This is a genomic window from Streptomyces sp. NPDC001348 (genome assembly GCF_053597535.1).
This window is the reverse complement of the sequence record NZ_JBSFIK010000021.1, coordinates 85,283-109,872: the sequence shown is the minus strand read 5'-3', so window position 1 is coordinate 109,872 and position 24,590 is coordinate 85,283. Positions and strand designations below refer to the sequence as shown.

Annotated in this window: 26 protein-coding genes, 1 pseudogene and 1 riboswitch; of the genes and pseudogenes, 12 read left to right on the top strand and 15 right to left on the bottom strand. The window is 73.1% G+C overall.

Going from position 1 to position 24,590, the window contains the following annotated elements:
- From ACWC21_RS22640 to ACWC21_RS22625, 4 genes and pseudogenes are all read right to left on the bottom strand, one after another.
- Positions 1–231: pseudogene (locus ACWC21_RS22640) on the bottom strand (amidohydrolase family protein); the annotation flags it as partial.
- 86 nt (positions 232–317) lie between these two features.
- Positions 318–1,601 (bottom strand): amidohydrolase family protein, encoded by a 1,284-nt coding sequence (locus ACWC21_RS22635; RefSeq protein ID WP_450884543.1) that lies wholly within the window; start codon positions 1,599–1,601, stop codon positions 318–320.
- A gap of 18 nt (positions 1,602–1,619) precedes the next feature.
- Entirely contained in the window at positions 1,620–2,504 is an 885-nt protein-coding gene (locus ACWC21_RS22630) for an SDR family NAD(P)-dependent oxidoreductase (RefSeq protein ID WP_450884541.1), read from the bottom strand.
- Positions 2,504–3,310: an acetoacetate decarboxylase family protein gene (locus ACWC21_RS22625; RefSeq protein ID WP_450884539.1), complete on the bottom strand. Its 807-nt coding sequence runs from the start codon at positions 3,308–3,310 to the stop codon at positions 2,504–2,506. The genes ACWC21_RS22630 and ACWC21_RS22625 overlap by 1 nt, the downstream gene beginning before the upstream one ends.
- 159 nt (positions 3,311–3,469) lie before the next feature.
- Between ACWC21_RS22625 and ACWC21_RS22620 the strand changes: the two genes are divergently transcribed.
- The 5 genes from ACWC21_RS22620 (at position 3,470) to ACWC21_RS22600 (ending at position 8,316) form a co-directional block, all read left to right on the top strand.
- Positions 3,470–4,468 (top strand): DEDDh family exonuclease, encoded by a 999-nt coding sequence (locus ACWC21_RS22620; protein ID WP_450884537.1) that lies wholly within the window; start codon positions 3,470–3,472, stop codon positions 4,466–4,468.
- Positions 4,469–4,604: 136 nt separating this feature from the next.
- Entirely contained in the window at positions 4,605–4,838 is a 234-nt protein-coding gene (locus ACWC21_RS22615) for a hypothetical protein (RefSeq protein WP_388804446.1), read from the top strand.
- Positions 4,839–4,887: 49 nt separating this feature from the next.
- On the top strand, positions 4,888–5,682 hold the full coding sequence (locus ACWC21_RS22610; protein ID WP_450884535.1) for an SURF1 family cytochrome oxidase biogenesis protein: 795 nt from the start codon (positions 4,888–4,890) through the stop codon (positions 5,680–5,682).
- Between the two features lie 79 nt (positions 5,683–5,761).
- Complete coding sequence (locus tag ACWC21_RS22605) at positions 5,762–7,555, top strand: glycoside hydrolase family 15 protein (protein WP_450884533.1); 1,794 nt, start codon at positions 5,762–5,764, stop codon at positions 7,553–7,555.
- 5 nt (positions 7,556–7,560) lie between these two features.
- On the top strand, positions 7,561–8,316 hold the full coding sequence (locus ACWC21_RS22600) for an SDR family oxidoreductase (protein WP_450884531.1): 756 nt from the start codon (positions 7,561–7,563) through the stop codon (positions 8,314–8,316).
- 6 nt (positions 8,317–8,322) lie between these two features.
- On the opposite strand, the gene amaP is transcribed toward ACWC21_RS22600, so the two are convergent.
- From amaP to ACWC21_RS22575, 5 genes are read right to left on the bottom strand one after another with little or no spacing between them, the layout of a single operon-like run.
- Entirely contained in the window at positions 8,323–8,910 is a 588-nt protein-coding gene (amaP, locus tag ACWC21_RS22595; protein WP_450884529.1) for an alkaline shock response membrane anchor protein AmaP, read from the bottom strand.
- Positions 8,907–9,554 (bottom strand): DUF6286 domain-containing protein, encoded by a 648-nt coding sequence (locus tag ACWC21_RS22590; RefSeq protein WP_450884527.1) that lies wholly within the window; start codon positions 9,552–9,554, stop codon positions 8,907–8,909. The genes amaP and ACWC21_RS22590 overlap by 4 nt, the downstream gene beginning before the upstream one ends.
- The gene (locus tag ACWC21_RS22585; protein ID WP_450884525.1) at positions 9,551–9,925 is read right to left on the bottom strand and encodes a hypothetical protein; all 375 of its coding nucleotides are present in this window, start codon (positions 9,923–9,925) and stop codon (positions 9,551–9,553) included. Before ACWC21_RS22585 ends, ACWC21_RS22590 begins: the two co-directional genes overlap by 4 nt.
- Positions 9,926–9,930: 5 nt before the next feature.
- A complete protein-coding gene (locus ACWC21_RS22580) occupies positions 9,931–10,125 on the bottom strand; it encodes a hypothetical protein (protein ID WP_450884523.1) in 195 nt (64 codons plus the stop codon).
- Positions 10,126–10,173: 48 nt separating this feature from the next.
- Entirely contained in the window at positions 10,174–10,671 is a 498-nt protein-coding gene (locus ACWC21_RS22575) for an Asp23/Gls24 family envelope stress response protein (RefSeq protein WP_450884521.1), read from the bottom strand.
- 86 nt (positions 10,672–10,757) lie between these two features.
- Here ACWC21_RS22575 and ACWC21_RS22570 point away from each other — a divergent pair, with 86 nt between their 5' ends.
- Complete coding sequence (locus ACWC21_RS22570) at positions 10,758–11,477, top strand: nucleopolyhedrovirus P10 family protein (protein WP_450884519.1); 720 nt, start codon at positions 10,758–10,760, stop codon at positions 11,475–11,477.
- Positions 11,478–11,488: 11 nt separating this feature from the next.
- Here the strand turns inward: ACWC21_RS22570 and ACWC21_RS22565 are convergent, their stop codons facing one another.
- From ACWC21_RS22565 to ACWC21_RS22555, 3 genes are all read right to left on the bottom strand, one after another.
- Positions 11,489–12,301 carry an enoyl-CoA hydratase/isomerase family protein gene (locus ACWC21_RS22565; protein WP_450884517.1) on the bottom strand — a complete coding sequence of 271 codons (813 nt, stop codon included), beginning with the start codon at positions 12,299–12,301 and terminating at the stop codon, positions 11,489–11,491.
- A gap of 104 nt (positions 12,302–12,405) precedes the next feature.
- The gene (locus ACWC21_RS22560; RefSeq protein WP_343237918.1) at positions 12,406–12,627 is read right to left on the bottom strand and encodes a helix-turn-helix domain-containing protein; all 222 of its coding nucleotides are present in this window, start codon (positions 12,625–12,627) and stop codon (positions 12,406–12,408) included.
- Between the two features lie 335 nt (positions 12,628–12,962).
- The gene (locus ACWC21_RS22555) at positions 12,963–14,561 is read right to left on the bottom strand and encodes an ABC-F family ATP-binding cassette domain-containing protein (RefSeq protein ID WP_450884515.1); all 1,599 of its coding nucleotides are present in this window, start codon (positions 14,559–14,561) and stop codon (positions 12,963–12,965) included.
- A gap of 329 nt (positions 14,562–14,890) precedes the next feature.
- Here ACWC21_RS22555 and ACWC21_RS22550 point away from each other — a divergent pair, with 329 nt between their 5' ends.
- Complete coding sequence (locus ACWC21_RS22550) at positions 14,891–15,295, top strand: VOC family protein (protein WP_450884514.1); 405 nt, start codon at positions 14,891–14,893, stop codon at positions 15,293–15,295.
- 13 nt (positions 15,296–15,308) lie between these two features.
- Here ACWC21_RS22550 and ACWC21_RS22545 read toward each other — a convergent pair whose 3' ends face one another.
- The 3 genes from ACWC21_RS22545 to ACWC21_RS22535 form a co-directional block, all read right to left on the bottom strand.
- A complete protein-coding gene (locus ACWC21_RS22545) occupies positions 15,309–16,724 on the bottom strand; it encodes a hypothetical protein (protein ID WP_450884512.1) in 1,416 nt (471 codons plus the stop codon).
- Positions 16,725–16,948: 224 nt separating this feature from the next.
- Positions 16,949–18,076, bottom strand: coding sequence for an alpha/beta hydrolase (locus tag ACWC21_RS22540; protein WP_450884510.1), 1,128 nt, complete (start codon positions 18,074–18,076; stop codon positions 16,949–16,951).
- Between the two features lie 131 nt (positions 18,077–18,207).
- Positions 18,208–18,876: a class II aldolase/adducin family protein gene (locus ACWC21_RS22535; protein WP_450884508.1), complete on the bottom strand. Its 669-nt coding sequence runs from the start codon at positions 18,874–18,876 to the stop codon at positions 18,208–18,210.
- 273 nt (positions 18,877–19,149) lie between these two features.
- On the opposite strand from ACWC21_RS22535, the gene ACWC21_RS22530 reads away from it, so the two are divergent.
- The 5 genes from ACWC21_RS22530 to ACWC21_RS22510 all read left to right on the top strand — a co-directional run.
- Positions 19,150–20,397, top strand: coding sequence for an anion permease (locus ACWC21_RS22530; protein WP_450884506.1), 1,248 nt, complete (start codon positions 19,150–19,152; stop codon positions 20,395–20,397).
- A gap of 34 nt (positions 20,398–20,431) precedes the next feature.
- On the top strand, positions 20,432–20,659 hold the full coding sequence (locus ACWC21_RS22525) for a hypothetical protein (RefSeq protein WP_450884504.1): 228 nt from the start codon (positions 20,432–20,434) through the stop codon (positions 20,657–20,659).
- 195 nt (positions 20,660–20,854) lie between these two features.
- Positions 20,855–20,974: riboswitch (cobalamin riboswitch) on the top strand.
- 98 nt (positions 20,975–21,072) lie between these two features.
- Positions 21,073–22,014 carry a cobalamin biosynthesis protein gene (locus ACWC21_RS22520; protein ID WP_450884502.1) on the top strand — a complete coding sequence of 314 codons (942 nt, stop codon included), beginning with the start codon at positions 21,073–21,075 and terminating at the stop codon, positions 22,012–22,014.
- Positions 22,011–23,519, top strand: a complete 1,509-nt coding sequence (locus ACWC21_RS22515) for a cobyric acid synthase (RefSeq protein WP_450884500.1) — start codon at positions 22,011–22,013, stop codon at positions 23,517–23,519. Before ACWC21_RS22520 ends, ACWC21_RS22515 begins: the two co-directional genes overlap by 4 nt.
- Positions 23,516–24,590: cobaltochelatase subunit CobN (locus ACWC21_RS22510; RefSeq protein ID WP_450884498.1), on the top strand; the 1,075-nt coding region annotated here is incomplete at its 3' end. The genes ACWC21_RS22515 and ACWC21_RS22510, both read left to right, overlap by 4 nt.

Sequence of the window (24,590 nt, the reverse complement as noted above, 5' to 3'; positions counted from 1 at the left end):
AAACGGCGGGATCGTGTTCGGGAAGACGACCTCCGCGACGATCCCGTCCGCCTCCAGTTCGGCCAGGCGGAGCTCGGAGTCCCAGTTCCGGTCGGCGGAGTCGGCGAGCAGGTCCTCGTACGGGTTGACGTACGACGACGCCCAGGCGTCGAAGTCCTCGTGGTACCGCCGCTCCAGGTACCGCCGGTAGTCGAGGAGGTCGGCGCCCGCGTGGCAGTCGGCGGAGATGATGGTGTAGCGGTCCTCCCCGCGGTCCTCCCCGCGGCCCTCCCCACGGCCCTCGCCCTGGTCCGTGCCACGGTCCGCACCCGGGGAGCTCACGGCGTCACCCCCAGGGCGGGGAAGTCGTGGCCGGTCAGCCAGTGGCGGCCCACCTCGCGCGAGCGGGCCCAGGACGCCTCGACGGCCGCCTGGTCGTCCGGCTGGCCGAGGTCGGCGGGGGTGGGGCCGATGCGCCGGGCGAGCGGGGCCAGCTTGGCCGTGTCGAAGCCGAAGGCCTCGGCCGCCGCGAGGCCGAGCATGCGGCGGGTCTCGCTCACCGGGATGTCGTGGAAGGTGCGGCGCAGCCACGCGCGCGTGTCGGGCCAGGTGCCCTCGGGATGCGGGAAGTCGCTGCCCCAGAGGATGTTGTCCACGCCGATCTCGTAGCGCTGGGCCAGCTCGCGGCGCTTGGTGTTGGTGGCGCAGACGAACACCTGCCGGTCGAGGTATTCGTGCGGCGGGTGTTTCAGCCCCTGGAAGGGGGAGAGCTTCTTGCCGCCGTGCGCGCCCAGGTAGAGGCGGTCCATGAACCACAGCAGGTTCGGCAGCCACCAGCAGCCCGACTCGGCGACGCCGAAGCGCAGGCCGGGGTGGCGTTCGAAGACGCCCGACCAGAGCAGGAACCACAGGGGGCGGGCGGGCCACCAGGTGACCTCGGAGACGAAGATCCCGAGGTGGTCGCCGTACTCGTGCCGCGGGGCCGCCCCGGAGTGCGTCAGCACGGGCATCGCGCACTCGGCGGCCGCCGCCCACACCGGGTCGTAACGGCGGTCGTGGTAGGGCTCCTTGTCGACCCACATGGACGGGATCATCAGCGCGCCGAGCCCGGACTCCTTCGCGCGGTGGATCTCGGCGACCACCTGCCCGGCCGGGGCCGTGACGGGCAGCAGGGCCACCCCGCAGTGCCGTTCGGGGTGTTCGGAGACGAAGTCGGCCAGCCAGCGGTTGTGCGCCCGCGCGCCCGCCATGCCCAGCTCGGGGTCCTGGTCGCCGGAGAGGCCGAGGCCCACGCCGAAGGGGGCGGCGGTGCGGCTGTCCACGGCGTCGGCGTCCGGGAAGACCACCTCGGCGGCCACCCCGTCGCCGTCGAGCTCCTTCAGGCGCTGCGCGGTGTCCCAGCCGCCGCGCAGGCCCTCCTCGTTGTCCTGGAACCACTTGTCCGCGAACGCCTCGTTGCGGATGCCGAGCCGGGTCATCTCCTCGCGGCGCCGGTCGCGGCCGGCGAGGAACTCGTCGAAGTCCCGGTGGAATCGCGCCTCCAGGTAGGGCCGGTACTCCTCGGTGGGCAGCCCGGCGTGGCAGTCGGAGGAGACGATCAGGTACGGGTCCTGGTCGGTCACATCGGCCTCCTGGTCCAGCTAGTCCAGAATGAAGCTTTCGAGGTAGGACGGGTTCGTCCGGTGGAGCATCGAGTCCGCCCTGGCCCTGATCTGCGCGTCGCTGCGCTCGCTCGGCGGCAGCAGCCAGAAGCGGTCGGCGCGGATGCCGTCCACGACGAGGCCGGCGACCTCCTCGACGGGTGTGAAGCGGACCTCCTTGCCCGCCGCGCGCATCGCCGCCTCCCACTGGCCGAGGCTGCGGTACGGGGTCCTGCGGGGCCGCTGCTTGGCGTACCGGGCGGGCCGGTTGCGGTGCGACTCCCACAGGCCGGTGCGCAGCATGTGCGGGCCGGGGAAGAGCACCGAGGCGCCCACGCGCGCGTGCTCCGCCCTCAGGTGGGCGTACAGCGACTCGGTCATCGTGACCACGGCCGCCTTGGTGACGGCGTACACGGAGGCGGTGGGCAGCGGGGCGATGCCGCCGTCGCCGGAGGAGGTGTTGACGACGTGGCCGGGCTCCCCGGAGGCGAGCATCCGGGGCAGGAAGGCCTGGACGCCGTGGAAGACGCCCCACACGTTGACCGCGAACGCCCACTGCCAGTCGTTCGGGTCGTGCTCCCACATGCGGCCCTCGGCGCCCGAGCCGACCCCTGCGTTGTTGCACAGGACGTGCACGGCGCCGTACGCCTCGTACACCGAGTCGGCGAGGTCCAGGACCTGTTCACGGACGCCGACGTCGACCACGCGCGCGCGCACGTCGGCGCCGTCGGCGCGCAGGTCGCCGGCGGCCTTGTCCAGTGCGGCCTCCTCGACGTCGGCGAGGACCACCTTCAGTCCCTCGGCGGCGAACCGCCGCGCCATGGCGAGGCCGATGCCGCTCGCCGCGCCGGTGACGACGGCGACCTGCCCCTCCGTCAGCTCCATCAGAGGTCCCCCTCGGGAGTCTCCGGCGGCGCGTCCAGGACCTGGCGCGGATCGTCGTAGCGCTGGTGGACGTACGGCAACAGCGCCCGGGGGTCGACCCGTTCGACGACCCGGCCGCGCTGGTCGCTGGTCTTCTCGCCGAGGGTGATCTCGACCAGGCGCAGCACCGGCAGGTCGGCTACCGGGTCGTACCCGGACTCGCGCAGGACGACGTCCCCGGTGACGGCCTGGAGCCTGCGCACCTTCTCGTGGCGCACGCAGTGCACCAGCAGGGGGTCGCCGTCGAAGCCGGAACCGTCCACCGCGGGCAGGAACTTGAAGTAGAAGTCGGTCTTCGGTGCCGGCTCGGGAAGCGGCAGCTCGCCGCCGACCACGCCGCGCACCTCGACGAAGACGATGCCGTGCCGGGCCATCGACGCGCGCACCACCGTGCCGTCCCGTTCGACGCTCACCTCGCCGAGTTTCTTGGGCTCCCCGAAGACCTCGCGGCCGCCGGTGAGGGCGCGCTCGTGGGTCATCGGCATCACCAGCGGATACCAGCCCTCGGTGCCGTCATGGGCGGCGGCGACCGCGAACGAGCCCGCGCCCAGCGGGTGTCCGGGCAGGTCGACCTCGCTGATGTTCACTCGGACGAGCGGACGTCCGGTCGGTTTGAGAGGGGGCGGCAGCACCGCCGCCACCGCGTCCGGGTCGGTCTCCCAGAGGGCCACCACTCCGGTGGACCAGATGGCGGGGAGCTTCGCGCTCGCGGTGCGCGTGGCGGTGACCTCCGCCTCGGTCCGTGCGCCGTACCGTACGCGTGCCATACGCCGTACCGCCCTTCCATGGGCCGTCAACCGCCGGGCGGCAGCACGGTGGCACCGGAGGGTGAAAAGGTCCATAGCCGCGCACGGGCGGAGCTTGGCGGTGACGCGCGCCAACCTCCGGGCGGGGGCTGTCAGTCATGGCCCGTATCCTCAGTGACCATGCTCGAAGACGTCACGACCGCAGCGTCCTCCCTCACCCGGTGGCCGGCCGCGTATCCCCAGGGGTACGCGGTCGTTGACGTGGAGACCACGGGCCTGGCCCGGGACGACCGGATAGTCTCCGCGGCCGTCTACCGGCTGGACGCCCGCGGCGAGGTCGAGGACCACTGGTACACGCTGGTCAATCCGCAGCGGGATCCGGGGCCGGTCTGGATCCACGGCCTGACGAGCGAGGTGCTCGAGGGTGCGCCGCTGTTCACGGACATCGCCGAGGAGTTCGCCGCCCGCCTCGAGGGACGGGTGCTGGTCGCGCACAACGCCGTCTTCGACTGGCAGATGATCGCCCGGGAGTACGCGCGCGCGGAGCGCGAGGCCCCGGTGCGGCAGCGGCTGTGCACGATCGCGCTCTCCAAGGAGCTGGGTCTGCCGCTGCCCAACCACAAGCTGGAGTCGCTGGCGGCCCACTTCGGCGTCGAGCAGCGGCGCGCGCACCACGCCCTGGACGACGCGCGGGTGCTCGCGGAGGCGTTCCGGCCCAGTCTGCGGGCCGCGGCGCGGGACGGGGTCCGGCTGCCGCTGCTGGAGTGCCGGCCGCTGACGGAGTGGCAGGACCGGCCCGCGCCGCGGATCGGCCGGCAGGCGGACGGCGGGGGTTACGGCGGCTATCGGCCCGGCAGTTGGCGCCCGGCCCGCAAGCGGCCCGCGTGCCCCTATCCCAACCCGGGCCGGTACGAGGCGGGCGCACGCCTCAAGCAGGGCATGCGCGTCGCCTTCTCCGGGGACACCTCCGTCGAGCGCGAGCTGCTGGAGGACCGGGCGACCGAGGCGGGACTGCACGTCGCGACCAGCCTGTCCCGGCTGACCAGCCTGCTGGTGACCAACGATCCGGACTCGGGCACCTCCAAGGTGGTCAAGGCGCGGCAGTACGGGACGCCGGTGGTGGACGAGGCGGCCTTCGGGCAGCTCCTCGCCGATGTGGAGCCCGCTTCGGAGGAGTGACCGTACGGACCGGCCCCGGGGGGCCGACCGTATGGACCGACCGTATGGGCGGGTGACCGTACGGACGGGTGATTGTCGTACGACTCGCCCGGCGCCCGCTCGCCCGGGGCGACGGCCACGGCTCACCCTGTGGCGCATGGCGAGATGCGAAGTATGCGGCAATGACTACGGTATGTCGTTCGAGGTGCACGCCCAGGGCGCGGTGCACGTCTTCGACTGCTTCTCCTGCGCGATCCACCGCATGGCCCCCATCTGCGAACACTGCCGGGTCCAGATCATCGGCCAGGGCGTCGAGGTCGAGGGCCACTGGTACTGCGGCGCCCACTGCGCGCGCTCCGAGGGGAGGGTGGGCATCGTCGACAAGGTGTGACCCGGTACCCGCCCGCTCGCACCCCTCGACCGAGTTGTACCGTCGTGGGGTGCGCCAGTACCGCTTCCTGCTGACCCGCCAGTGGGTGATCCTCACCCTGGTGGCCCTGCTGCTGATCCCCACCATGATCGAGCTGGGCTTCTGGCAGAAGCACCGGTACGAGGAACGCAGCGCCCGTAACCAGTTGGTCACCGAGGCGCTGGCGGCCAAGCCGGCCCCCGTGGAGCGGCTGACGTCCCCCGGACACGTCGTCGCCCGTACCGACCGGTACCGCACGGTCACGGCGACGGGCACCTTCGACACCGCGCGCGAAGAGGTCGTCCGGCGCCGGGTCAACGCCGACGACGAGGTCGGGTTCCATGTGCTCACCCCGTTCGTGCTGACGGACGGCAAGGTGCTGCTGGTCAACCGCGGCTGGATCCCCGCGGACGGGGCGCAGACCGCCTTCCCGAAGATCCCCGCCCCGCCCGGCGGCCGGACCACGGTCACCGGTCGGCTGATGCCCGACGAGACGACGGCGGCCAGCGGCATCAAGGAGATCAAGGGACTGCCGGACCGGCAGATCATGCTGATCAACAGCAAGGAGCAGGCGGCGCGGCTCGGCGCCCAGGTGCTCGGCGGCTACATCCAGCAGACGGCGCCGGAGCCCAAGGGCGGCAGTCCCGAGCAGCTCTCCGACCCCGGCAAGGAAGACGCGCCGCTGAACTTCGCGTACATGATCCAGTGGTGGCTGTTCGCCGCGGGCGTCCCGTACGGCTGGTTCGTCCTGGTGCGCCGCGAGGCCCGGGCGCGGGCGGAGAAGGCCGGACAGCCCAGCGAGGAGCCGGCGACCGCCGCGGTGTGAGCCACGCCGGGAGTGAGCCGTCACCTTCCCGGACCAGTCGGCTGATTGCGGCCGTCGCCTCCCGGGAATCCGGAAAGCCGTGCATCCGCGCATCGAGGACTACGCCCTCATCGGCGACGAGCAGACCGCGGCCCTGGTCGGCAGGGACGGCTCCATCGACTGGCTGTGTCTGCCCCGCTTCGACTCGGCGGCCTGCTTCGCCCGGCTGCTGGGCGACGAGGAGCACGGCCACTGGAGGATCGCCCCCTTGGGCGCCGGTCCCTGCACCCGCCGCGCCTACCGCCGCGACACGCTGGTCCTCGACACCGAGTGGGACACCCCGGACGGATCGGTCCGGATCACGGACCTGATGCCGCAACGCGACCGCGCACCCGACGTCGTACGCGTCGTCGAGGGCCTCTCGGGCCGGGTCACCGTCCGCAGCACCCTCCGTCTCCGCTTCGACTACGGCTCGATCGTGCCGTGGGTGCGCCGGTCCGGCAGCCACCGCGTCGCCGTCGCCGGGCCCGACTCGGTGTGGCTGCGCAGCGAACCGGCGGTGCGCACCTGGGGCGAGGGCTTCGGCACGCACGCGCAGTTCACCCTCGACGCGGGCGAACGGGTCGCGTTCGTGCTCACCTGGCACCCCTCGCACCAGCCGCGTCCCCCGCTCGTCGACCCGTACGACGCCCTGCGGGCCAGCCTGCGGGACTGGCGACGCTGGGCGTCCCGCTGCCGCTACCAGGGCCCGTACCGGGACGCGGTCGTGCGTTCCCTCATCACCCTGAAGGCCCTCACCTACGCGCCGACCGGCGGCATCGTCGCCGCGGCCACCACCTCGCTCCCCGAGGAACCGGGCGGCGTACGCAACTGGGACTACCGCTACTGCTGGCTGCGTGACTCCACCCTCACGCTCGGCGCCCTGCTCGCGGCCGGTTACCACAAGGAGGCGGAGGCCTGGCGTGACTGGCTGGTGCGCGCCGTCGCGGGCGATCCGGCGGACCTGCAGATCATGTACGGCCTCGCGGGCGAGCGCAGACTGCCCGAGTTCGAACTGCCCTGGCTCCCCGGATTCGCCGGCTCGGCGCCCGTACGGATCGGCAACGACGCCGTCCGGCAGCTGCAGCTGGACGTGTACGGCGAGGTCATGGACTCGCTGTCGCTGGCCCGGCGTGCGGGTCTGCCGCCCGAGCCGCACATCTGGTCGCTGCAGGCCGTGCTGCTGGAGTTCCTGCGCTCGGCCTGGCGGCAGCCGGACGAGGGCCTGTGGGAGGTGCGGGGCGGGCCGCGGCAGTTCGTGCACTCGAAGGTGATGGTGTGGGTGGCCGCCGACCGTGCCGTGCGGACGCTGGAGGAGCACCCCGACCTGCACGGCGACCTGGACGGCTGGCGCACGTTGCGCGACGAGGTGCACCGGGAGGTGTGCGAGAAGGGCTACGACCCCGAGCGCAGGACCTTCACGCAGTCCTACGGGTCGCGCGAACTCGACGCGGCCGTGCTGCTCATCCCGCGTGTCGGCTTCCTGCCGGCCGACGACCCGCGGGTGGTCGGCACGGTCGACGCCGTCCGCGCGGAGCTCGGGCACGGCGGTTTCGTGCGCCGCTACGACACCGACGGCACCGACGACACGGCCGTAGACGGGATGCCCGGCGGGGAGGGCGTCTTCCTCGCGTGCTCGTTCTGGCTCGCGGACGCCCTGCACATGACCGGCCGGACGAAGGAGGCCCGGGAGCTGTTCGAACGGCTGGTGGGCGTCGCCAACGACGTGGGGCTGCTGTCGGAGGAGTACGACCCGGTGGCCCGCTGCCAGCTGGGGAACTTCCCGCAGGCGTTCAGCCACATCGGCCTGGTGAACACCGCCCTCGCCCTGTTCGGGACCGAGGAGGCAGGATAGAGGCCATGGATCTTGGACTGAAGGACCGGGTGTACGTCGTCACCGGGGCCACCCGCGGCCTGGGCAACGCCGCCGCGCGTGAGCTCGTCGCCGAAGGGGCGAAGGTGGTCATCACGGGGCGGGACGAGAAGCGGGTCGCCGACGCGGCGGCCGAGCTGGGCGCGAACGCGGCCGGGGTCGCCGTCGACAACGCCGACCCGCGGAACGCCGAGCGGCTGATCGCGGCCGCCCGCGAGCGCTTCGGCGGCTTCCACGGTGTGCTGATCAGCGTCGGCGGGCCGCCGCCGGGGTTCGTCGCGGACAACACGGACGAGCAGTGGCGGGACGCGTTCGAGTCGGTGTTCCTCGGTGCGGTGCGGCTCGCCCGCGCGGCGGCGGCGGAACTGGAGGCAGGCGGGGTCATAGGGTTCGTGCTGTCCGCGTCGGTGCACGAACCGATTCCGGGGCTGACCGTCTCGAACGGGCTGCGGCCGGGTCTCGCCGGGTTCGCCAAGTCGATCGCGGACGAGCTCGGGCCGCGGGGCATCCGGGTGGTGGGGCTGCTGCCGTCACGCATCGACACGGACCGCGTGCGCGAGCTGGACGGGCTGTCGGCCGACCCCGAGGCCACCCGCGCCGCGAACGAGTCCCGGATTCCGCTGCGCCGGTACGGGACTCCTGCGGAGTTCGGGCAGGTCGCGGCGTTTCTGCTGTCTCCGGCCGCTTCCTATCTGACGGGCGTCATGCTGCCGGTCGACGGCGGAATGCGGCACGGCTTCTGAGGTCTTTCACGTCACCCTTTCCGCACGGTGCCGGAGCGCGCGCAGGCGTACCTCCGCCGGGAGCGCCCGCAGGCCCGCCGACTCACGTGCGTGGGTCAGGGCCTGGGCGGTGAAGTCGTGCAGGGCCGTCGCGGGGTCGGCGTCCGGGCGCAGCCGCAGCCGCACCCGCGCCCGGGGGGCGGTACGGCGGCCGGTCAGCAGCAGCCGGGTGTCGGCGACGCCCTTCTGGCGGGCCGTGTCCGCGGTCAGGGCGCCTTCCAGGGCGCGGCCCCGGACCAGCGCCGCCTCCCCGTCGCCGGTGTTCACGAGCACCTCGGCGAGCCTGCGCCGGCGCAGTACCGCGGTCAGCCACCACAGGGCGAGCAGGACCAGGAGGGCGAGCGCGGCGAGGACGGCCGGCCACCACCAGCCGGCGTCCCGCCAGCGCGTCCGCTCGGCGTCGCTGAGCAGGACGTCGTGCGGGCCCTGGTGAATCCACCAGGAGGGCGGCCGGACGCCGAGTCCCACGGCCAGCACCGAGCCGCCGAGAGCCAGCAGCACCAGTCCCACCAGCCCGGTCAGCGTCCGGTTGACGACCCTGAGCACCGCGCTCACCCCTTCCGTCCGGGTCCGCGGACGCGCAGCGACAGTTTGGGCGGCCGGGTCAGGCCCAGGCCCTCGACGGCCGCGGTGAGCGCCGTGTCGAGATCGGCGCGCACCTCGTCGAGGTCGCGGAAGTGGGAGACCGCGCGGACGTCGGCCTTCCTGCGGCCCATCCGCACCCGCACCGACTGCACGCCCGAGATCTGCACGGCTCGGTCCCGCAGGGCCAGGGCGGCCGCCGCGCGCTGCAGTCCGGCGCGTACATCGGGGTGCGGGCGGCGCATCGGCAGCAGGTCCCGCAGACCGGGCGTGACCGCGAGCACGAACAGCCAGAGGCCGAGGGCCGCCGCGACGCCCCCGCCGACCAGCACCCACCTGTCGTCGAGCGGCCGCTCGGCGAGCTGCCGGGCCAGTGCGCGGCGCCAGCTCATGGCGGGCAGGTGGGCGCGGACGGCCGCGATGTCGTAGAGGAAGACGACGGCGATGGCCAGGAGCAGTGCCGCGACGATGCCCGCGGGGACGCGGCGGGCCGACCAGAAGCGGCCGCTCCCTCCGCCGCCCGGCACCGGAGGGTCCGCCGCCACCGGCGGGGGTGTCTTGTCCGTGACCACCGGCAGTCGCCGGGTGGTGCCCTCGGTCCCTGCGGGTTCGCTCACCGCGTCCTCCCCCCGGCCGTGCCGCCCGGGTGCGTGGGATGCAGCCGTTCGACCCGGACGGCTACCTCCCGCACCGCCATTCCCGCCAGCGCGGTCACCCGCTCGGTGACCCGGTGGCGCACCGCACGGCAGCGGGCCGGGATGTCGGACGGGTAACCCAGCTCGAGGTCGACGCGGACGCGGACGATGTCATGGCGGACGACGACGCCGGTACGGGGCGGTGCCGCCGGTCCGGGCAGCGGGCCCACCGCCTCCCGCGCCGCCTGCGCCGCGATCTTCGCGACGACCTTGTCGGCGATCCGGAGGGCACCCCGCTCGCCGGGCGCGACGACGGCCGCGGGCTCGCGCACCTCACCGGCCGCGCCGCTCATGGCGGTCACCGCCGCCGCTCGCGCCGGTCGTCCCGGGTGCGGAAGAAGTCGCCCGGTTGCAGGTCGCCCTCCGCGAACCTGCCGGCGACGAACCCGACGGCGCCCAGGGCCGCCACCAGCAGGAAGGCTCCGAATCCGCCGAAGTACCCGGCGAAGCCCAACGCCATCCCTGCGATCATGCCGACCACGGCCATGCTCATGCTGCGCTCCCTAGCTGGTCAGCCGTGTGTTTCCGGTGCCACCGGCGCCTACTGGATCCGGGGCTCGGGTTCCTCTTCCTCCTCCTCGGGGAGTTTGACGTCGCTCACCGCGATGTTGACCTCGACGACCTCCAGCCCGGCCATCCGTTCCACCGCGGTGATCACGTTCTCCCGCACGGCATGGGCGACGTCGGAGATCGAGACGCCGTAGTCCACGACGACCTCCAGGTCGAGCGCGGTCTGCACCTCGCCGACCTCCGCCTTCACTCCCCGGGTCACCGACTTGGTGCCGCCCGGCACCCGGTCCCGTACCGCACCGAAACTCCTCGCCAGTCCACTGCCGAGGGCGTGCACCCCGACCACGTCCCGCGCGGCCAGCGCGGCGATCTTCTCCACGACCCCGTCGGCGATGGTGGTCCGCCCCCGGGTGGCGGGATCCCCGGTCCCACGTCGTGTCGTCTGTGTCCTGCGGGCTCCCGGCGTGTCGGACACCTCGTTGCCGCCGGTGGGGCCCGCCGTCCGGTTCTGGTCCGTCATGTCGGTCATGGCGCACGTCCCTTTCGGTCGTCCCCCCTCGACCACGGTAAGTGCGCTTGCGTCGCGGCGCGCCGGGGATGCGGCAGTCTGGAGCAATGACGGAGTCATGGACGCGCGCGGTGCGGCGGCAGCTGGGGCTAGGCCGGCTGCTGCCGCTCGGCGGCGCGCGGGACGGTGCGTGGATCGCGGAGACGGCGGCCGGGGAACTGCTGCGGCGCGCGGCGCGGGAGGTGACGGGCGTGCACCCGGGCCCGTTGCGGCTGGGGCCGGCCGGGCCGGAGGGCGCGGAGGAGAGCTCCGTACCCCTGCCGCCGAGCGCCCTGCCGCCGGGACCGCTCCGGCTGACCGCGGACTTCGCGGCCACGGCCGCCGTGCCCCTGCCGGACACGGCGTCCCGTCTGCGTCTGGTGCTGGCGCGGGCCGCGACGGAGGGTGTCGGGCTCTCGGTCACCGAGGTGGACCTGAGGGTGACGGATCTGCTGGATGCGGCGGAACCGCCCATGCCGGTCGCGGAGGCGGAGCCGCCGGCTCCCGCGCGGCGGGCCACGGACGCCGACGAGAAGCGTGCCGAGACGGCCGCCCTCTCCGTGACCGGCGTGACCCGGCTGACGGGCGCGCTGGGCGGCCTCGGCCGGGCGGTGCACCTCGAGGAACGGCGGGACGGAGCCGCGCTCGCACACCGTCATGTGCGCGTGGAGGTGGCGGTGGACGCCGGCCACCGGGCGCTGGACGTGGCCCGGCGGGTGCGTGCCGCCGTCGCGGACGCGCTACCGGATCACCCGACCGTGGCCGTCCTGGTGACGGCCGTCGACTGACCGGGTACGGCTCACTCGCCGACGCCGGCCAGGTCGCGCAGCCGTCGTGCCTGGGCCTGCCGTTCCGCGGCACGCTGTCCGTCGTAGCCGCGGCCGGCCGCACCGCGCAGCAGGGCCTTGGTCTCCACGACCGCGTCACGGGGCGCGGCGAGCAGCGCGGCCGTGACGTCGCGGACGGTGTCGTCGAGTTCCGCCACCGGCACCGCGATGTTGGCCAGCCCGGAACTCACCGCCTCCTCGGCCTGCACGAACCGCCCGGTCACACAGATCTCCAGCGCGCGGGCGTACCCGACCAGCTCCACGAGCGGGTGCGTGCCCGTGAGGTCGGGCACGATCCCGAGGCTGGTCTCGCGCATGGCGAACTGCACGTCGTGCGCGACGACGCGCAGGTCACATGCGAGGGCCAGTTGGAAACCGGCGCCGATGGCATGCCCTTGTACGGCGGCGACGGACACGATGTCGTTCCGCCGCCACCAGGTGAACGCCTCCTGGTAGCCGGCGATGGTCGCGTCGAGCTCGGCGTCGTCACGGCGCGCGAGATCGACGAAGGTCGGCTCGCCCTCGATCCCCTCGGGCGTGAACATCTGCCGGTCGAGTCCGGCGGAGAAGGACTTGCCCTCACCGCGCAGCACGACCACCCGGACGGAGCCGGGCAGCAGCCGACCGGCCTCGGCCAGCGCGCGCCACAGAGCGGGGCTCTGGACGTTGCGCTTGTCCGGGTTGGTCAGCGTCACCGTGGCGAGCGTGTCGTCGACGGTGAGCCGTACGCCGTCCTGGTCGAGCAGGGGAACCAGGGAAACAGGGTCCTTCTCGGGCGAAGCCATGACGCCTCCGATGCGTGCGGTCAGCCAAGTGACTGCACAGTAACCACCCGGTCGATCACCCGACCGACCGGGTGGCCACCATCGAAGCCGATGGGCCGCCCGGATCAGGACGAGGCGGTTTTCTTGCCCCTGGTCGCTCCGCCACGCCCACGGAGCGTGACGCCCGACTCACTGAGCATCCGGTGTACGAAGCCATACGAGCGGCCGGTCTCCTCGGCCAGCGCCCGGATGCTCGCACCGGAGTCGTACTTCTTCTTCAGGTCTGCCGCGAGCTTGTCGCGCGCGGCGCCGGTCACCCGGCTGCCCTTCTTCAGAGTCTCGGCCACCCGTGCCTCCTCATGGGAAGTGCGCTCTGGTCTCCTCATGATCACCCCTCCGGGGCCCGATGGCCACCCATTCGGCAAGGTCCGTGAGACAGGGTTTTGACGACAGGAGCCCGTCCCCACAACCGGAATCGACGATTCCAGACGTGCGTGTCCGTACGGCCGAACGGGTTCTTTCGTGAAGTACCAGGTCAGAGACGCGCAGCGGCCGACCCCTCGGCATCCGAGGGATCGGCCGCGAAATCGATGTAGGACACACCTCGATACGAGGAGATCTCACACAGATGATGGATCACGGATCGGCCGAATGATCCATACGCAGTGGATCATTCATTCGATCAAGCCAGGGCGACGAGATCCGCGTAGTCGGAGCCCCACAGGTCCTCCACGCCGTCCGGCAGCAGGATGATCCGCTCCGGCTGGAGCGCCTCGACGGCGCCCTCGTCGTGGGTGACCAGCACCACGGCCCCCTTGTAGGTGCGCAGCGCGCCGAGGATCTCCTCGCGGCTGGCCGGGTCGAGGTTGTTGGTGGGCTCGTCGAGGAGCAGCACGTTCGCGGAGGAGACCACGAGGGTCGCCAGGGCCAGGCGGGTCTTCTCGCCGCCGGAGAGGACGCCGGCCGGTTTGTCGACGTCGTCACCGGAGAAGAGGAACGAGCCGAGCACCTTGCGCACCTCGACGAGGTCCATGTCGGGCGCCGCCGAGCGCATGTTCTCCAGCACCGTGCGGTCGGCGTCCAGGGTCTCGTGCTCCTGGGCGTAGTAGCCGAGCTTGAGGCCGTGGCCGGGGACGACCGCGCCGGTGTCCGGCTGCTCCACCCCGCCGAGCAGACGGAGCAGGGTGGTCTTGCCCGCACCGTTGAGGCCGAGGATGACGACCCTGGAGCCCTTGTCGATGGCCAGGTCGACGTCGGTGAAGATCTCCAGCGAGCCGTACGACTTCGACAGGCCCTCCGCCATCAGCGGGGTCTTGCCGCAGGGCGCGGGCTCCGGGAAGCGCAGCTTGGCGACCTTGTCGGACTGCCGGACGGCGTCCAGACCGGCCAGCAGCTTGTCCGCACGGCGGGCCATGTTCTGCGCGGCGACCGTCTTGGTGGCCTTGGCGCGCATCTTGTCGGCCTGCGAGTGCAGCGCGGCGGCCTTCTTCTCGGCGTTGGCGCGCTCGCGCTTGCGGCGCTTCTCGTCGGCCTCGCGCTGCTGCTGGTAGAGCTTCCAGCCCATGTTGTAGACGTCGATCTGGGAGCGGTTGGCGTCCAGGTAGAACACCTTGTTGACGACCGTCTCGACCAGGTCGACGTCGTGGGAGATCACGATGAAGCCGCCGCGGTAGGTCTTCAGGTAGTCCCGCAGCCAGACGATCGAGTCGGCGTCGAGGTGGTTGGTCGGCTCGTCCAGCAGCAGGGTGTCCGCGTCGGAGAACAGGATCCGGGCCAGCTCGACACGACGGCGCTGACCGCCGGAGAGGGTGTGCAGCGGCTGGCCGAGCACCCGGTCGGGCAGGTTGAGCGCGGCGGCGATGGTGGCGGCCTCGGCCTCGGCGGCGTACCCGCCCTTGGTGAGGAACTCCGTCTCCTGGCGCTCGTACTGCTTGAGGGCCTTCTCCCGGGTCGCGCCCTGGCCGTTCGCGATGCGCTGCTCGTTCTCGCGCATCTTGCGCAGCAGTACGTCGAGGCCGCGCGCGGAGAGGATGCGGTCGCGGGCGAGGACGTCGAGGTCGCCGGTGCGGGGGTCCTGCGGGAGGTAACCGACCTCGCCGGAGCGGGTGATGGTGCCGGCGGCCGGGATGCCCTCGCCGGCGAGGCACTTGGTGAGGGTGGTCTTCCCGGCGCCGTTGCGGCCGACCAGGCCGATGCGGTCGCCCTTGGCCACGCGGAAGGTGGCGTTCTCGATGAGGATGCGGGCACCGGCGCGCAGCTCGATACCGGAGGCGGAGATCACGGACAGACTCCAGAGCGGAGGTAGGTGGCGGGTGGGCGGCTGAGGACGTTCCCGCCGTCTAATGCGCGAGGAGAATGGCCATGGGAGAAGTCTAACGGGGTGGGGCAAGCACTTTTTCTGCGTGCGGGTGTTCGGGCCACCGCCGAGCGACGTCGTCGACCGCGCCGACCTGCGCGGTCCGGGAGCCGCGCGCGGAGCAGGGCGCCGGCGTGACGTACGGCACGCCCGCCGCCGACGATGCGGACGCCGAACCCCCCGGCCGGGGATCGGCGGTGTCAGACTGAAGGGCGAACCGGGCACGACGGACCGCGGGAAGGGGAGTGGTGGGCATGGTGGGCAGTCGGCCGACCGTTTATCCGACGCTGCTGTACGCGGACGCCAAGGCGGCGATCAGGCAGCTCACGGAGGCCTTCGGGTTCAGCGAGCTGTCGGTCTACGAGGGCGAGGACGGCACGGTTCTGCACGCCGAGCTGGTGCAGGGCAACGGCGGGGTGATGGTCGGCTCCAAGGGCCGGGACGGCGTCTTCGCGGAGGCGATGGGGGACGCGGGCCCGACGGGGGTGTACGTCGTGGTGGACGACGTCGACGCCCACCACCGGCGCGCCGTGGACCACGACGCGGAGATCCTGACGCCCCCGACCGACCAGCCCTACGGCTCGCGGGACTACATGGCCCGGGACGTCGAGGGCAACATCTGGAGCTTCGGGACGTACGCCCCCGAGATCGGGGCCTGAAGCCCTCCCGGCCTCATCCTCCCGTGTGCACCTGGAAGGCGGCCCGGCGCACCGCCTTGGCCAGGGCGGGGTCGGGGTGCGCGGCGGCGAGGGCCACCAGGACCTGCACGGTGCGCGGGTGACCGACCGCGCGGACCTCGTCCAGCAGCTGGGGGACGGTGGGCTGGACCGCCGACTCCAGGTGGCGTACGAGCAACGGCGCCTCGCCGTGGTCGGCGACGGCGGCGGCGGTGTCCACCCACAGCCAGGTGGCCTCCTCACGGGTGAGGACCTCGTGGGCGTCCTCCGGGTCCACGCCGTCGTGCTCGGCGAGCCACAGCAGGGCGTACGGTCTGAGCGTCGGTTCGTCGAGTACGGCGCGCACGTCGGCCTCCGCCGGGGCGCCGACGACACGCAACGCCTCGAAGGCGAGCCCGCGCAGCAGGGCGTCCTCCCCGCGGGCGGCGTCGATGAGCTCGGTGACGGCGCTGCCGACAGGGCGGGCGGCGAGCCAGGCGCGGTATTCGGCGCGGGCCGCGTTGGGGCGGAGCTGGGAGCAGCCGCGCAGCATGTCCTCGGCGCCCTGCTCGATGTTCCCGGCGGGGCTCTGCGCGGCCACGCAGATCTGCTCCAGCTTGACCCACACGGCCCAGCTGCCCAGCGGGGTGAGCGTGGCCTGGCCGTCGCCGTAGGTGAGGGCGCCGACGGAGGCGAGGGCGTGCAGGGCCCAGTCGAGCAGGGGGGCGAGGTCGGGCGCGGGCTGCGTCGGCCGGGCGGCGGGCGTGGCGCCGGTGACGGCCCGGGGCTCGGGCCCGTAGGAGATCTCGCAGCGCTCGGTGCGCAGTTCGGTGACCCGTTGCTGCAGCAGGTCGAGGAGCTGCTCGACCGGGACGGGGCCGGCGGACAGCTGGAGGAAGGACAGCACCTGGGGCATGGCCGAGACGACCTCGGCGACGGCGGCGGCCTCGTGCTCCGCGGGCTCGGGATAGGCGAGCGACCAGGCGTCGAAGAGGGCGACCCAGCCGCGCAGGACGGCGCTGTCGTCGCGGTCCCAGGCGCGCAGGCGCCAGCCGGGGCGTGCGCTGTCGCCGTGCACCTCCACGAGGCCGGCGAGGCGGGCGGTGTCCCAGTCCGCCCGGACCTGAGCGGCGGTCAGCCCCAGCTCGGCGGCGGCGCTTTCGGCCGTCGCCGCGGAGAGGGTGGCCTTGCCGTCCGCGGTCGCGCCGTCGCGGCCCGGGCCGAGGGCGGCGTCGGCCCAGTGCGCCACGCGAGCGGCGCCGGCCAGGCGGGATCTCGCCATCCGGGCCAGCTCGGCGGGGGCGGGCGTGCCCTCCGGCGGGCGGGGTGCGGGGCGGCGCGAGCGCCGCTGGTTCATCGCTCGGGGGGCGGCGGCCAGGGGTCGCGGTCGGACGAGTCGAAGCCTGGAGTCGCGCGGGATACGGGACGTCACGGGTGCAGTCTTCCGGTTGACGGTCCGAAAACCCAAACGGAATGTCACGGCGGGCTACGGGGTGGGCCAACGCACGGGCTCCGGCGGGGGCCGAGGAGGGCGGTTCCGGCCAGTGGTACGGCCTTGAACGGAACGGCCGGACGGGTCGTCAGCCCCCGCGTCGCGGCGGCGGGTCGGCATCGCGTCGGTCGTGTTCACACCGGTGGCGTGCCTGTCGGCGGCGTTCACATCAGCGGCGTCAGGAACCGTCGTACGGTCTCCTCGTACCCCTTCGGGTCGGCGTTCCACATCGCCCCGTGCGGGGCGTCCCGCACGGTGTGCAGGGTGACCCGGTCGGCGCGCCGCGCGGCGAGGCGGCGGGAGAACTCCCAGGGGGCCACCACGTCGTCCGGTCCGTGGATCAGCAGGGTGGGCACGCTCAGCCGCGCCGGGTCGGCGCTCCCCGCGGCGTGCTCGGCGCGCAGGCCGAGGCGGCCCTGGGCGGCCCGGACGGCGAGCGGCAGCAGGAAGTCGGGCGTGCGCCGGGCCCCGGCCAGGGCGCGCAGCGTGGCCTCCCAGCTGAGCACCGGCGAGTCCAGGACGAGCCCGCAGACCCGGTCCCGTGTGGCGGAGTGGAGGGCGGCGCGCAGGGCCATGGTGGCGCCGGTGGACCAGCCGTGGAGGACGACGCGCCGGGCGCCGTGGCGGACGGCGTAGCGGATCGCCGCGTCCACGTCGCGCCACTCGGTCTCCCCGAGGTGGTTCAGGCCGTCCGGCGGGCGCGGGGCGCCGAGGTCGCCCCGGCAGGAGACGGCGAGCACGGGGAGACGGAGGCCGTGCAGGAACCCCATGACGTTCATGGGGAGCTCCCGCGTCGTGCCGAGGCCGTGCACCGCGATCACCCAGGTGTCCCGCACGGCGGGCACGAACCAGGCGGGCAGCGCGCCGAGTTCCCCGGGCACGTCCACGTCGGTGTGGTCGAGCCCCAGGGCGGCGCCCGGGTCGCCGACGTACAGGTTGGGGGTGAGCCACACCTGGTCGCCGGGCTCGAGCGTGCCGCGGGTGACGCGTTCGAGGCGGCGTACGACGGTGTCGGGTGAGGGCGCGGCGGCCTCCAGGACGGGGCCGAGGACGGCGTGCGAACCGGCGCCGGACAGGCCGTAGGTGCCGGGGCGCAGGGAGGCCAGGTCACGGGTGAGTGCGAGCCGGTCCGCGGTCATGGCGTGCACGGTGAGCCGGGGCTCGGTGGGCAGCGGTCTGCCGGGTGCCGCCTTGAGCGCGGCATCGCTGGCGATCCGGCCGACGGCCACGCCGGCCGCGCCGGCCGCCAGGACCGCGGTGACGGCCGAGGCCGCCGCTGTGACGGTGCGCACGGGTCCAGTGTCCCGGGGGGCCGCCTTACCGGCCAGCGGGAGGAAGGGTCGGGGTGACATGTCCTTCCGGGTTCCAGCGCGGGGCGCCCTTCAATCCCCGTGGACGGGGCGCGGGTGGTGCGCCGTCGCTTTCACCCCCGCTGGCCGTACCCCCGCAGCCTCTCCCCCGCCGCCGCCAGCTGCTCCGGGGTCAGCAGGGACGGCGTCAGTCCGGGCACCGAGGACGCCGTCAGCCACAGGCGGCACATCCACTCCAGCTGGGCGGTCCGGTCGTAGGCCCGGTCGAGGTCGGCGCCGTGGGTGATCGTGCCGTGGTTCTGCAGGAGGCAGCCGGAGCGGTCGGCGAGGGCGCGGAGCATGTTCTCGGCCAGCTCCTCGGTGCCGTAGGTCGCGTAGCGGGCGACCCGGACCGGGCCGCCGAGGGCGCCGGACATGTAGTGGACCGCCGGGAGTTCGGTCACGAGGGTCGAGACGGCCGTGGCGTGCACGGCGTGGGTGTGGACGACGGCGCGGGCGTCGGTGGTGCGGTAGACGGCCAGGTGCATGGGCAGTTCGCTGGTGGGGACCAGCGTGCCGAGCACCTGGCGTCCGGTGAGGTCGACGCCGGTCACGTCGTGCGGTGTGAGCCGGTCGTACGGGACGCCCGACGGCGTGACCAGCACGGTGTCGCCGACGCGCACCGACACGTTGCCGGAGGTGCCGACGACGAGTCCGTCGGCCACGGTCCGGCGGGCCGTGGCGACCAGCGCCTCCCAGGCCCGTGACTCCGCCTCGCGTACGCCTCTGCTCTCTTCAGCCATGGCGGTGATCTCTGCTCTCTTCAGCCATGGCGGTGATCCTGCCAGGGGACCGGCTGACGCGGTGTCACTGCGACGCATGACGGAGTCGTATTGCCTGATTTGCCATGTCATGCACCTTTTTGGAGGTTCTGGTCCCGGCCGGGTCGCCGGACATCATCCGCACGGCCTTCACCAGGCGTTTCTGACACCTCGACGCCTATCTCAGTTCACCTTCCGTTCACTCAGGTTGCCTACGGTCAACCGACCAATGACTTCGAACGATTGCCTGGGTAAATGGAAAGCTTCTCGCTGATCCTCGCGATTGTGGTGGTAACCGCACTCGCGTTCGATTTCACGAACGGTTTCCACGACACCGCCAACGCGATGGCCACCACCATCTCGACCGGCGCGCTCAAGCCCAAGGTCGCGGTGGCCATGTCCGCCGTGCTCAACCTTGTGGGCGCTTTCCTCTCCGTGGAGGTCGCCAACACGATCTCCAAGGGTCTCGTCGACGAGAACGGCATCCGTCCCGAGGTCATCTTCGCCGCCCTGGTCGGCGCGATCCTCTGGAACCTGCTGACCTGGCTGGTGGGGCTGCCCTCCAGCTCCTCGCACGCCCTCATGGGCGGTCTGATCGGCGCCACCGTCGCCTCCGCCGGCATGGGCGCCGTCCACGGTGACGTGCTCGTCACCAAGGTGCTGCTCCCGGCGGTCGCGGCCCCCGTGGTCGCGGGTGTGGCGGCGATGCTGGCCACCCGGTTCTCCTACGGCATCGGCAAGAACGCCGACGGCGAGGCCACCCGCAAGGGCTACCGCGCCGGCCAGATCGCCTCGGCCGGTCTGGTGTCCCTGGCCCACGGCACGAACGACGCCCAGAAGACGATGGGCATCATCACCCTCGCGCTGATCGCCGGCGGCACCATCGCCCCCGGCTCCAACCCTCCCACCTGGGTGATCCTCTCCGCGGGCCTCGCCATCGCGCTCGGCACCTACATCGGCGGCTGGCGCATCATCCGCACCATGGGCAAGGGCCTGACGGAGCTTCAGCCGCAGCAGGGCTTCGCCGCCCAGACCAGCGCGGCCACGGCCATCCTGGCCTCCTCCCACCTCGGCTTCTCCCTCTCCACCACGCACGTCGTCTCCGGCTCCGTGATGGGCGCGGGCCTGGGCCGCAAGGGTGGTGTGGTCCGCTGGTCCACGGCGACCCGCATGCTCGTCGCCTGGGCGCTGACGCTCCCGGCCGCCGCACTGGTCGGCGCGCTCGCCGAGTCGGTCACCGGTCTGGGCGACTGGGGCACCGCGCTGGTCGCGGTCTTCCTCGTGGCCTCCAGCGCCGCGATCTGGAAGTACTCCCGCCGCGAGGTGGTCGACGCGACCAACGTCAACGAGACCGGGGAACCGGCCGGCGTGGTCACCACCGCGATCGCCGTCGTCACCCCGCCCCCGGTGGGCGTGGTGGCCGAGGAGCTGTCGGCCACGATCCCGTCCCCGGCGGCACCCGTCGCCGCCGACCCGGCGAACCCGCCGGCCGCCGCCGTCTGACCCCGGGCACCCGGTTAGAGAAAGCAGTTCCGACATGAAGATCGACTGGGCAGCCATCGGCTCCGTCTTCGGCGTCAGCCTCGCCGTCACCGTCGGCCTGGTGGCCCTGTTCACCCTCGGCGTCACCGGCCTCTCGCGCCGCGAGCGCGCCGCCGCCCAGGGGAACTCGGCCGCGCTCGCCGTCACCGGCGCGTACGTGTGCTTCGCGGCGTGTGCGGCGGCGGTGGCCTACGGGATCTACCTGATCATGCACAAGGCCTGATCAAGACCGGGTCAGGGCCTGATCAGACGCTGATCAGAGCCCGGCCGGGGTCTCAAGGCTCCTCCCCGAAGTCCTCGGGGAGGAGCCTTTCGCATGCCGCCGTGCCGTCCACGTCCGTGCCGGTGTGGGCCTCAGCACACTCTCCCCGTGCAGGTCAACGGCAAGTTGACGGCTCTTCCGGGGCCGTGGTGGACTTCCGGAGCCATGTACGGCGGCAGGAGAGGAAGCCGGTGCGAATCCGGCGCGGTCCCGCCACTGTCACCGGGGTAGGAAGCCCCGGGAGCCAGGAACTCTCGCCGCCGGTCTCGTCGAACCAGGGCGCGGACACCCTGAGTGAGGACATATCGCCATGCTCGCCTGCCGTTCGAGGTACAGCACCGCTTCGCTGCCCGACCCCACGGCCGGCTGAGCCGATGCGTGCCGATCGCGTCTTCGCGTACGGCGCCGCCGCCGGTCTCCTCGGCGACCACCTGCTCGGTGATCCGCACCGCGGGCATCCGGTCGCCGTGTTCGGGCGGGCCGCCTCGGCCGTGGAGCGGGTGCTGTGGCGGGACCACCGGGGGTGGGGCGCGCTGCACACCGTGGTGTGCGTGGGCGGTGCCGCCGGTCTGGGAGCCGTCGCCGCCGCGGCCGTACGTCCCTCCCGCGGCGCCTCCGTCGCGTTGACCGCCGCCGCCACATGGGCCGTCGTGGGCGGGACCTCCCTCGCCCGCGAGGCCCGGAGCATCGGCCGCGCCCTTCGGGCCGGGGACGTCGAGGCCGCCCGGGCGCGGCTGCCGCACCTGTGCGGCCGCGATCCGCAGGCACTCGACGCCGACGGGATCGCCCGCGCCGTCGTGGAGTCCGTCGCCGAGAACACCTCCGACGCGGTCGTGGGGGCCCTGGTGTGGGGCGCCCTGGGCGGGGTGCCCGGGCTGCTCGGCTTCCGGGCCGTCAACACCCTCGACGCCATGGTCGGCCACAAGTCGCCCAGGTACCGGCGCTACGGGTGGGCCTCCGCCCGGCTGGACGACCTCGCCGGATGGCCGGGGGCACGGCTGACCGCCGCACTGGCGACCGTGGCCGGCGGCGACCCGCGCGGAGCCGTACGGGCCTGGCGGGCCGACGCCGGCAAGCACCCGAGCCCCAACGCCGGGCCCGTGGAGGCCTCCTTCGCGGGCGCGCTCGGCGTGCGGCTGGGCGGGACGCTGTCGTATGGGGGGCGGGTGGAGCACCGGCCGGTGCTGAACCCGGAGGGACGCGCCGTCGCCGTGCCCGACATCGACCGGGCCGTACGGCTCTCCAGGCGCGTCGGTCTGCTCGCGCTCGGCACCACCGTCGCCGCGCGCGCCATCGTGAAGGGACGTGGGAAATGAGCGGGGGACTCCTCGTCGCCGGTACCACCTCCGACGCGGGCAAGAGCGTCGTGACCGCCGGGATCTGCCGCTGGCTGGTCCGGCAGGGGGTCAAGGTCGCGCCGTTCAAGGCGCAGAACATGTCCCTCAACTCGTTCGTGACGCGCGAGGGCGCGGAGATCGGACGGGCGCAGGCCATGCAGGCGCAGGCGTGCCGCGTCGAGCCCACCGCGCTGATGAACCCCGTGCTACTCAAGCCCGGTGGGGAGCAGAGCAGTCAGGTGGTGCTCCTGGGCAAGCCGGTGGGCGAGCTGAGCGCGCGCGGCTACCACGGCGGGCGGCAGCAGCGGCTGCTGGGGACCGTGCTGGAGTGCCTGGAGGAGCTGCGGGGCACGTATGACGCGGTGATCTGCGAGGGGGCCGGCTCACCCGCCGAGATCAACCTGCGGCGGACCGACATCGTGAACATGGGCATCGCGCGGAACGCGCGGCTGCCCGTGCTCGTCGTCGGCGACATCGACCGCGGCGGCGTCTTCGCCTCGTTCTTCGGGACCGTCGCACTGCTGTCCCGCGAGGACCAGGAGCTCGTCGCCGGGTTCCTCGTCAACAAGTTCCGCGGTGACGTCTCCCTGCTGGAACCCGGCCTCGACATGCTGCACGGGCTCACCGGGCGGCGCACGTACGGCGTGCTGCCCTTCCGGCACGGGCTCGGCATCGACGAGGAGGACGGTCTCCGCGTCTCACTTCGGGGAACGGTCCGCGAGTCGAACACCGCCCCGCCCGTCGGCGAGGACGTGCTGCGGGTCGCCGTGTGCGCGATCCCGCTGATGTCCAACTTCACCGACGTGGACGCGCTGGCCGCCGAACCGGGTGTCGTGGTGCGGTTCGTGGACCGGGCGGAGGAGCTGGCGGACGCCGACCTCGTGGTGATCCCCGGGACGCGCGGGACCGTGCGGGCGCTGGAGTGGCTGCGGGAGCGGGGGCTCGCGAAGGCGATCAGCAGGAGAGCCGCCGAAGGACGGCCGGTCCTCGGCATCTGCGGCGGCTTCCAGATCCTCGGCGAGCACATCGAGGACGAGGTCGAGTCGCGCGCCGGTCAGGTCGAAGGGCTCGGAGTCCTTCCCGTCCGCGTGCGGTTCGCCCGCGAGAAGACCCTCACCCGGCCCGTCGGGGAAGCCCTCGGCGAGCGGGTCGAGGGGTACGAGATCCACCACGGGGTCGCCGAAGTGACGGACGGCGTGCCGTTCCTGGACGGCTGCCGGGTCGGCCAGACCTGGGGCACGCACTGGCACGGCTCGCTGGAGTCGGACGGCTTCCGGCGGGCCTTCCTGCGCGAGGTGGCCGCCGCCGCGGGCCGCCGCTTCGTGCCCGCCGCCGACACCTCGTTCGCCGCGCTGCGCGAGGAGCAGCTCGACCGGCTGGGCGACCTGATCGAACAACACGCGGACACGGACGCGCTCCGACGGCTCATCGAGTCGGGCGCGCCGCAAGGACTGCCCTTCATTCCACCGGGAGCGCCCGCATGAGCACAGTGCTGTTGTTGTCGACCGCCGACACCGATCTGCTGGCGGCGCGGGCCGCCACCGGTGCCTCGTACCGGATCGGCAACCCGACCCGGGTGGACGTCGAGGCGGAGCTGCCCGCCCTCCTCGCGGGCGCCGACATCGCCGTGGTACGGCTGCTCGGCGGCAAGCGGGCCTGGGAGGACGGGCTGGCCGTGCTCAAGGCCTCGGGCGTGCCGACCGTGCTGCTCGGCGGGGAGGCCGTGCCCGACGCGGAGTTGATGGCCGAGTCGTCCGTGCCCGCGGGTGTCGTGGCCGAGGCGCTGAGGTACCTCGTGGAGGGCGGCCCCGAGAACCTGACCGAGCTCGCCCGGTTCCTGTCCGACACCGTGCTGCTGACCGGCGAGGGGTTCGTCGAGCCGCGGAAGATGCCGGAGTACGGCGTGCACGGCTCCCGCACGTTCCAGGAGGGCCGCCCGACGGTCGGCGTGCTCTTCTACCGCGCCCATGAACTGAGCGGCAACACCGCCTTCGTGGACACCCTGTGCGACGCGATCGAGGCGCACGGCGCCAACGCCCTGCCGGTCTACTGCGGTTCGCTGCGCGGCGCCGACGCCGGGCTGTACGAGATCCTCGGCCGGGCGGACGCCCTGGTGGCCACCGTGCTCGCCGCGGGCGGCACGCACGCCTCGCAGGCCTCCGCGGGCGGAAAGGATCCAGTGGTGCGAAGCACCTCCATTGAGGGTGGTGGTGGGAGACGGGCGGGCGAGGAGGCGTGGGACATCGGGGCGCTCGCCGAGCTGAACATCCCCGTGCTGCAGGGCCTCTGCCTCACCTCGTCGCACGCGGCCTGGGAGGAGTCCGACGCGGCCCTCTCCCCCATGGACGCGGCGATGCAGGTCGCGATCCCGGAGTTCGACGGGCGGCTGATCACCGTCCCGTTCTCCTTCAAGGAGCAGGGGCCCGACGATGTGCCGGTGTACGTGGCCGACCCCGAGCGGGCGGGACGGGTCGCCGGGATCGCCGTACGCCACGCCCGGTTGAAGCACAAGGCCAACGCCGAGAAGAGGGTCGCGCTGGTCTTCACCGCCTACC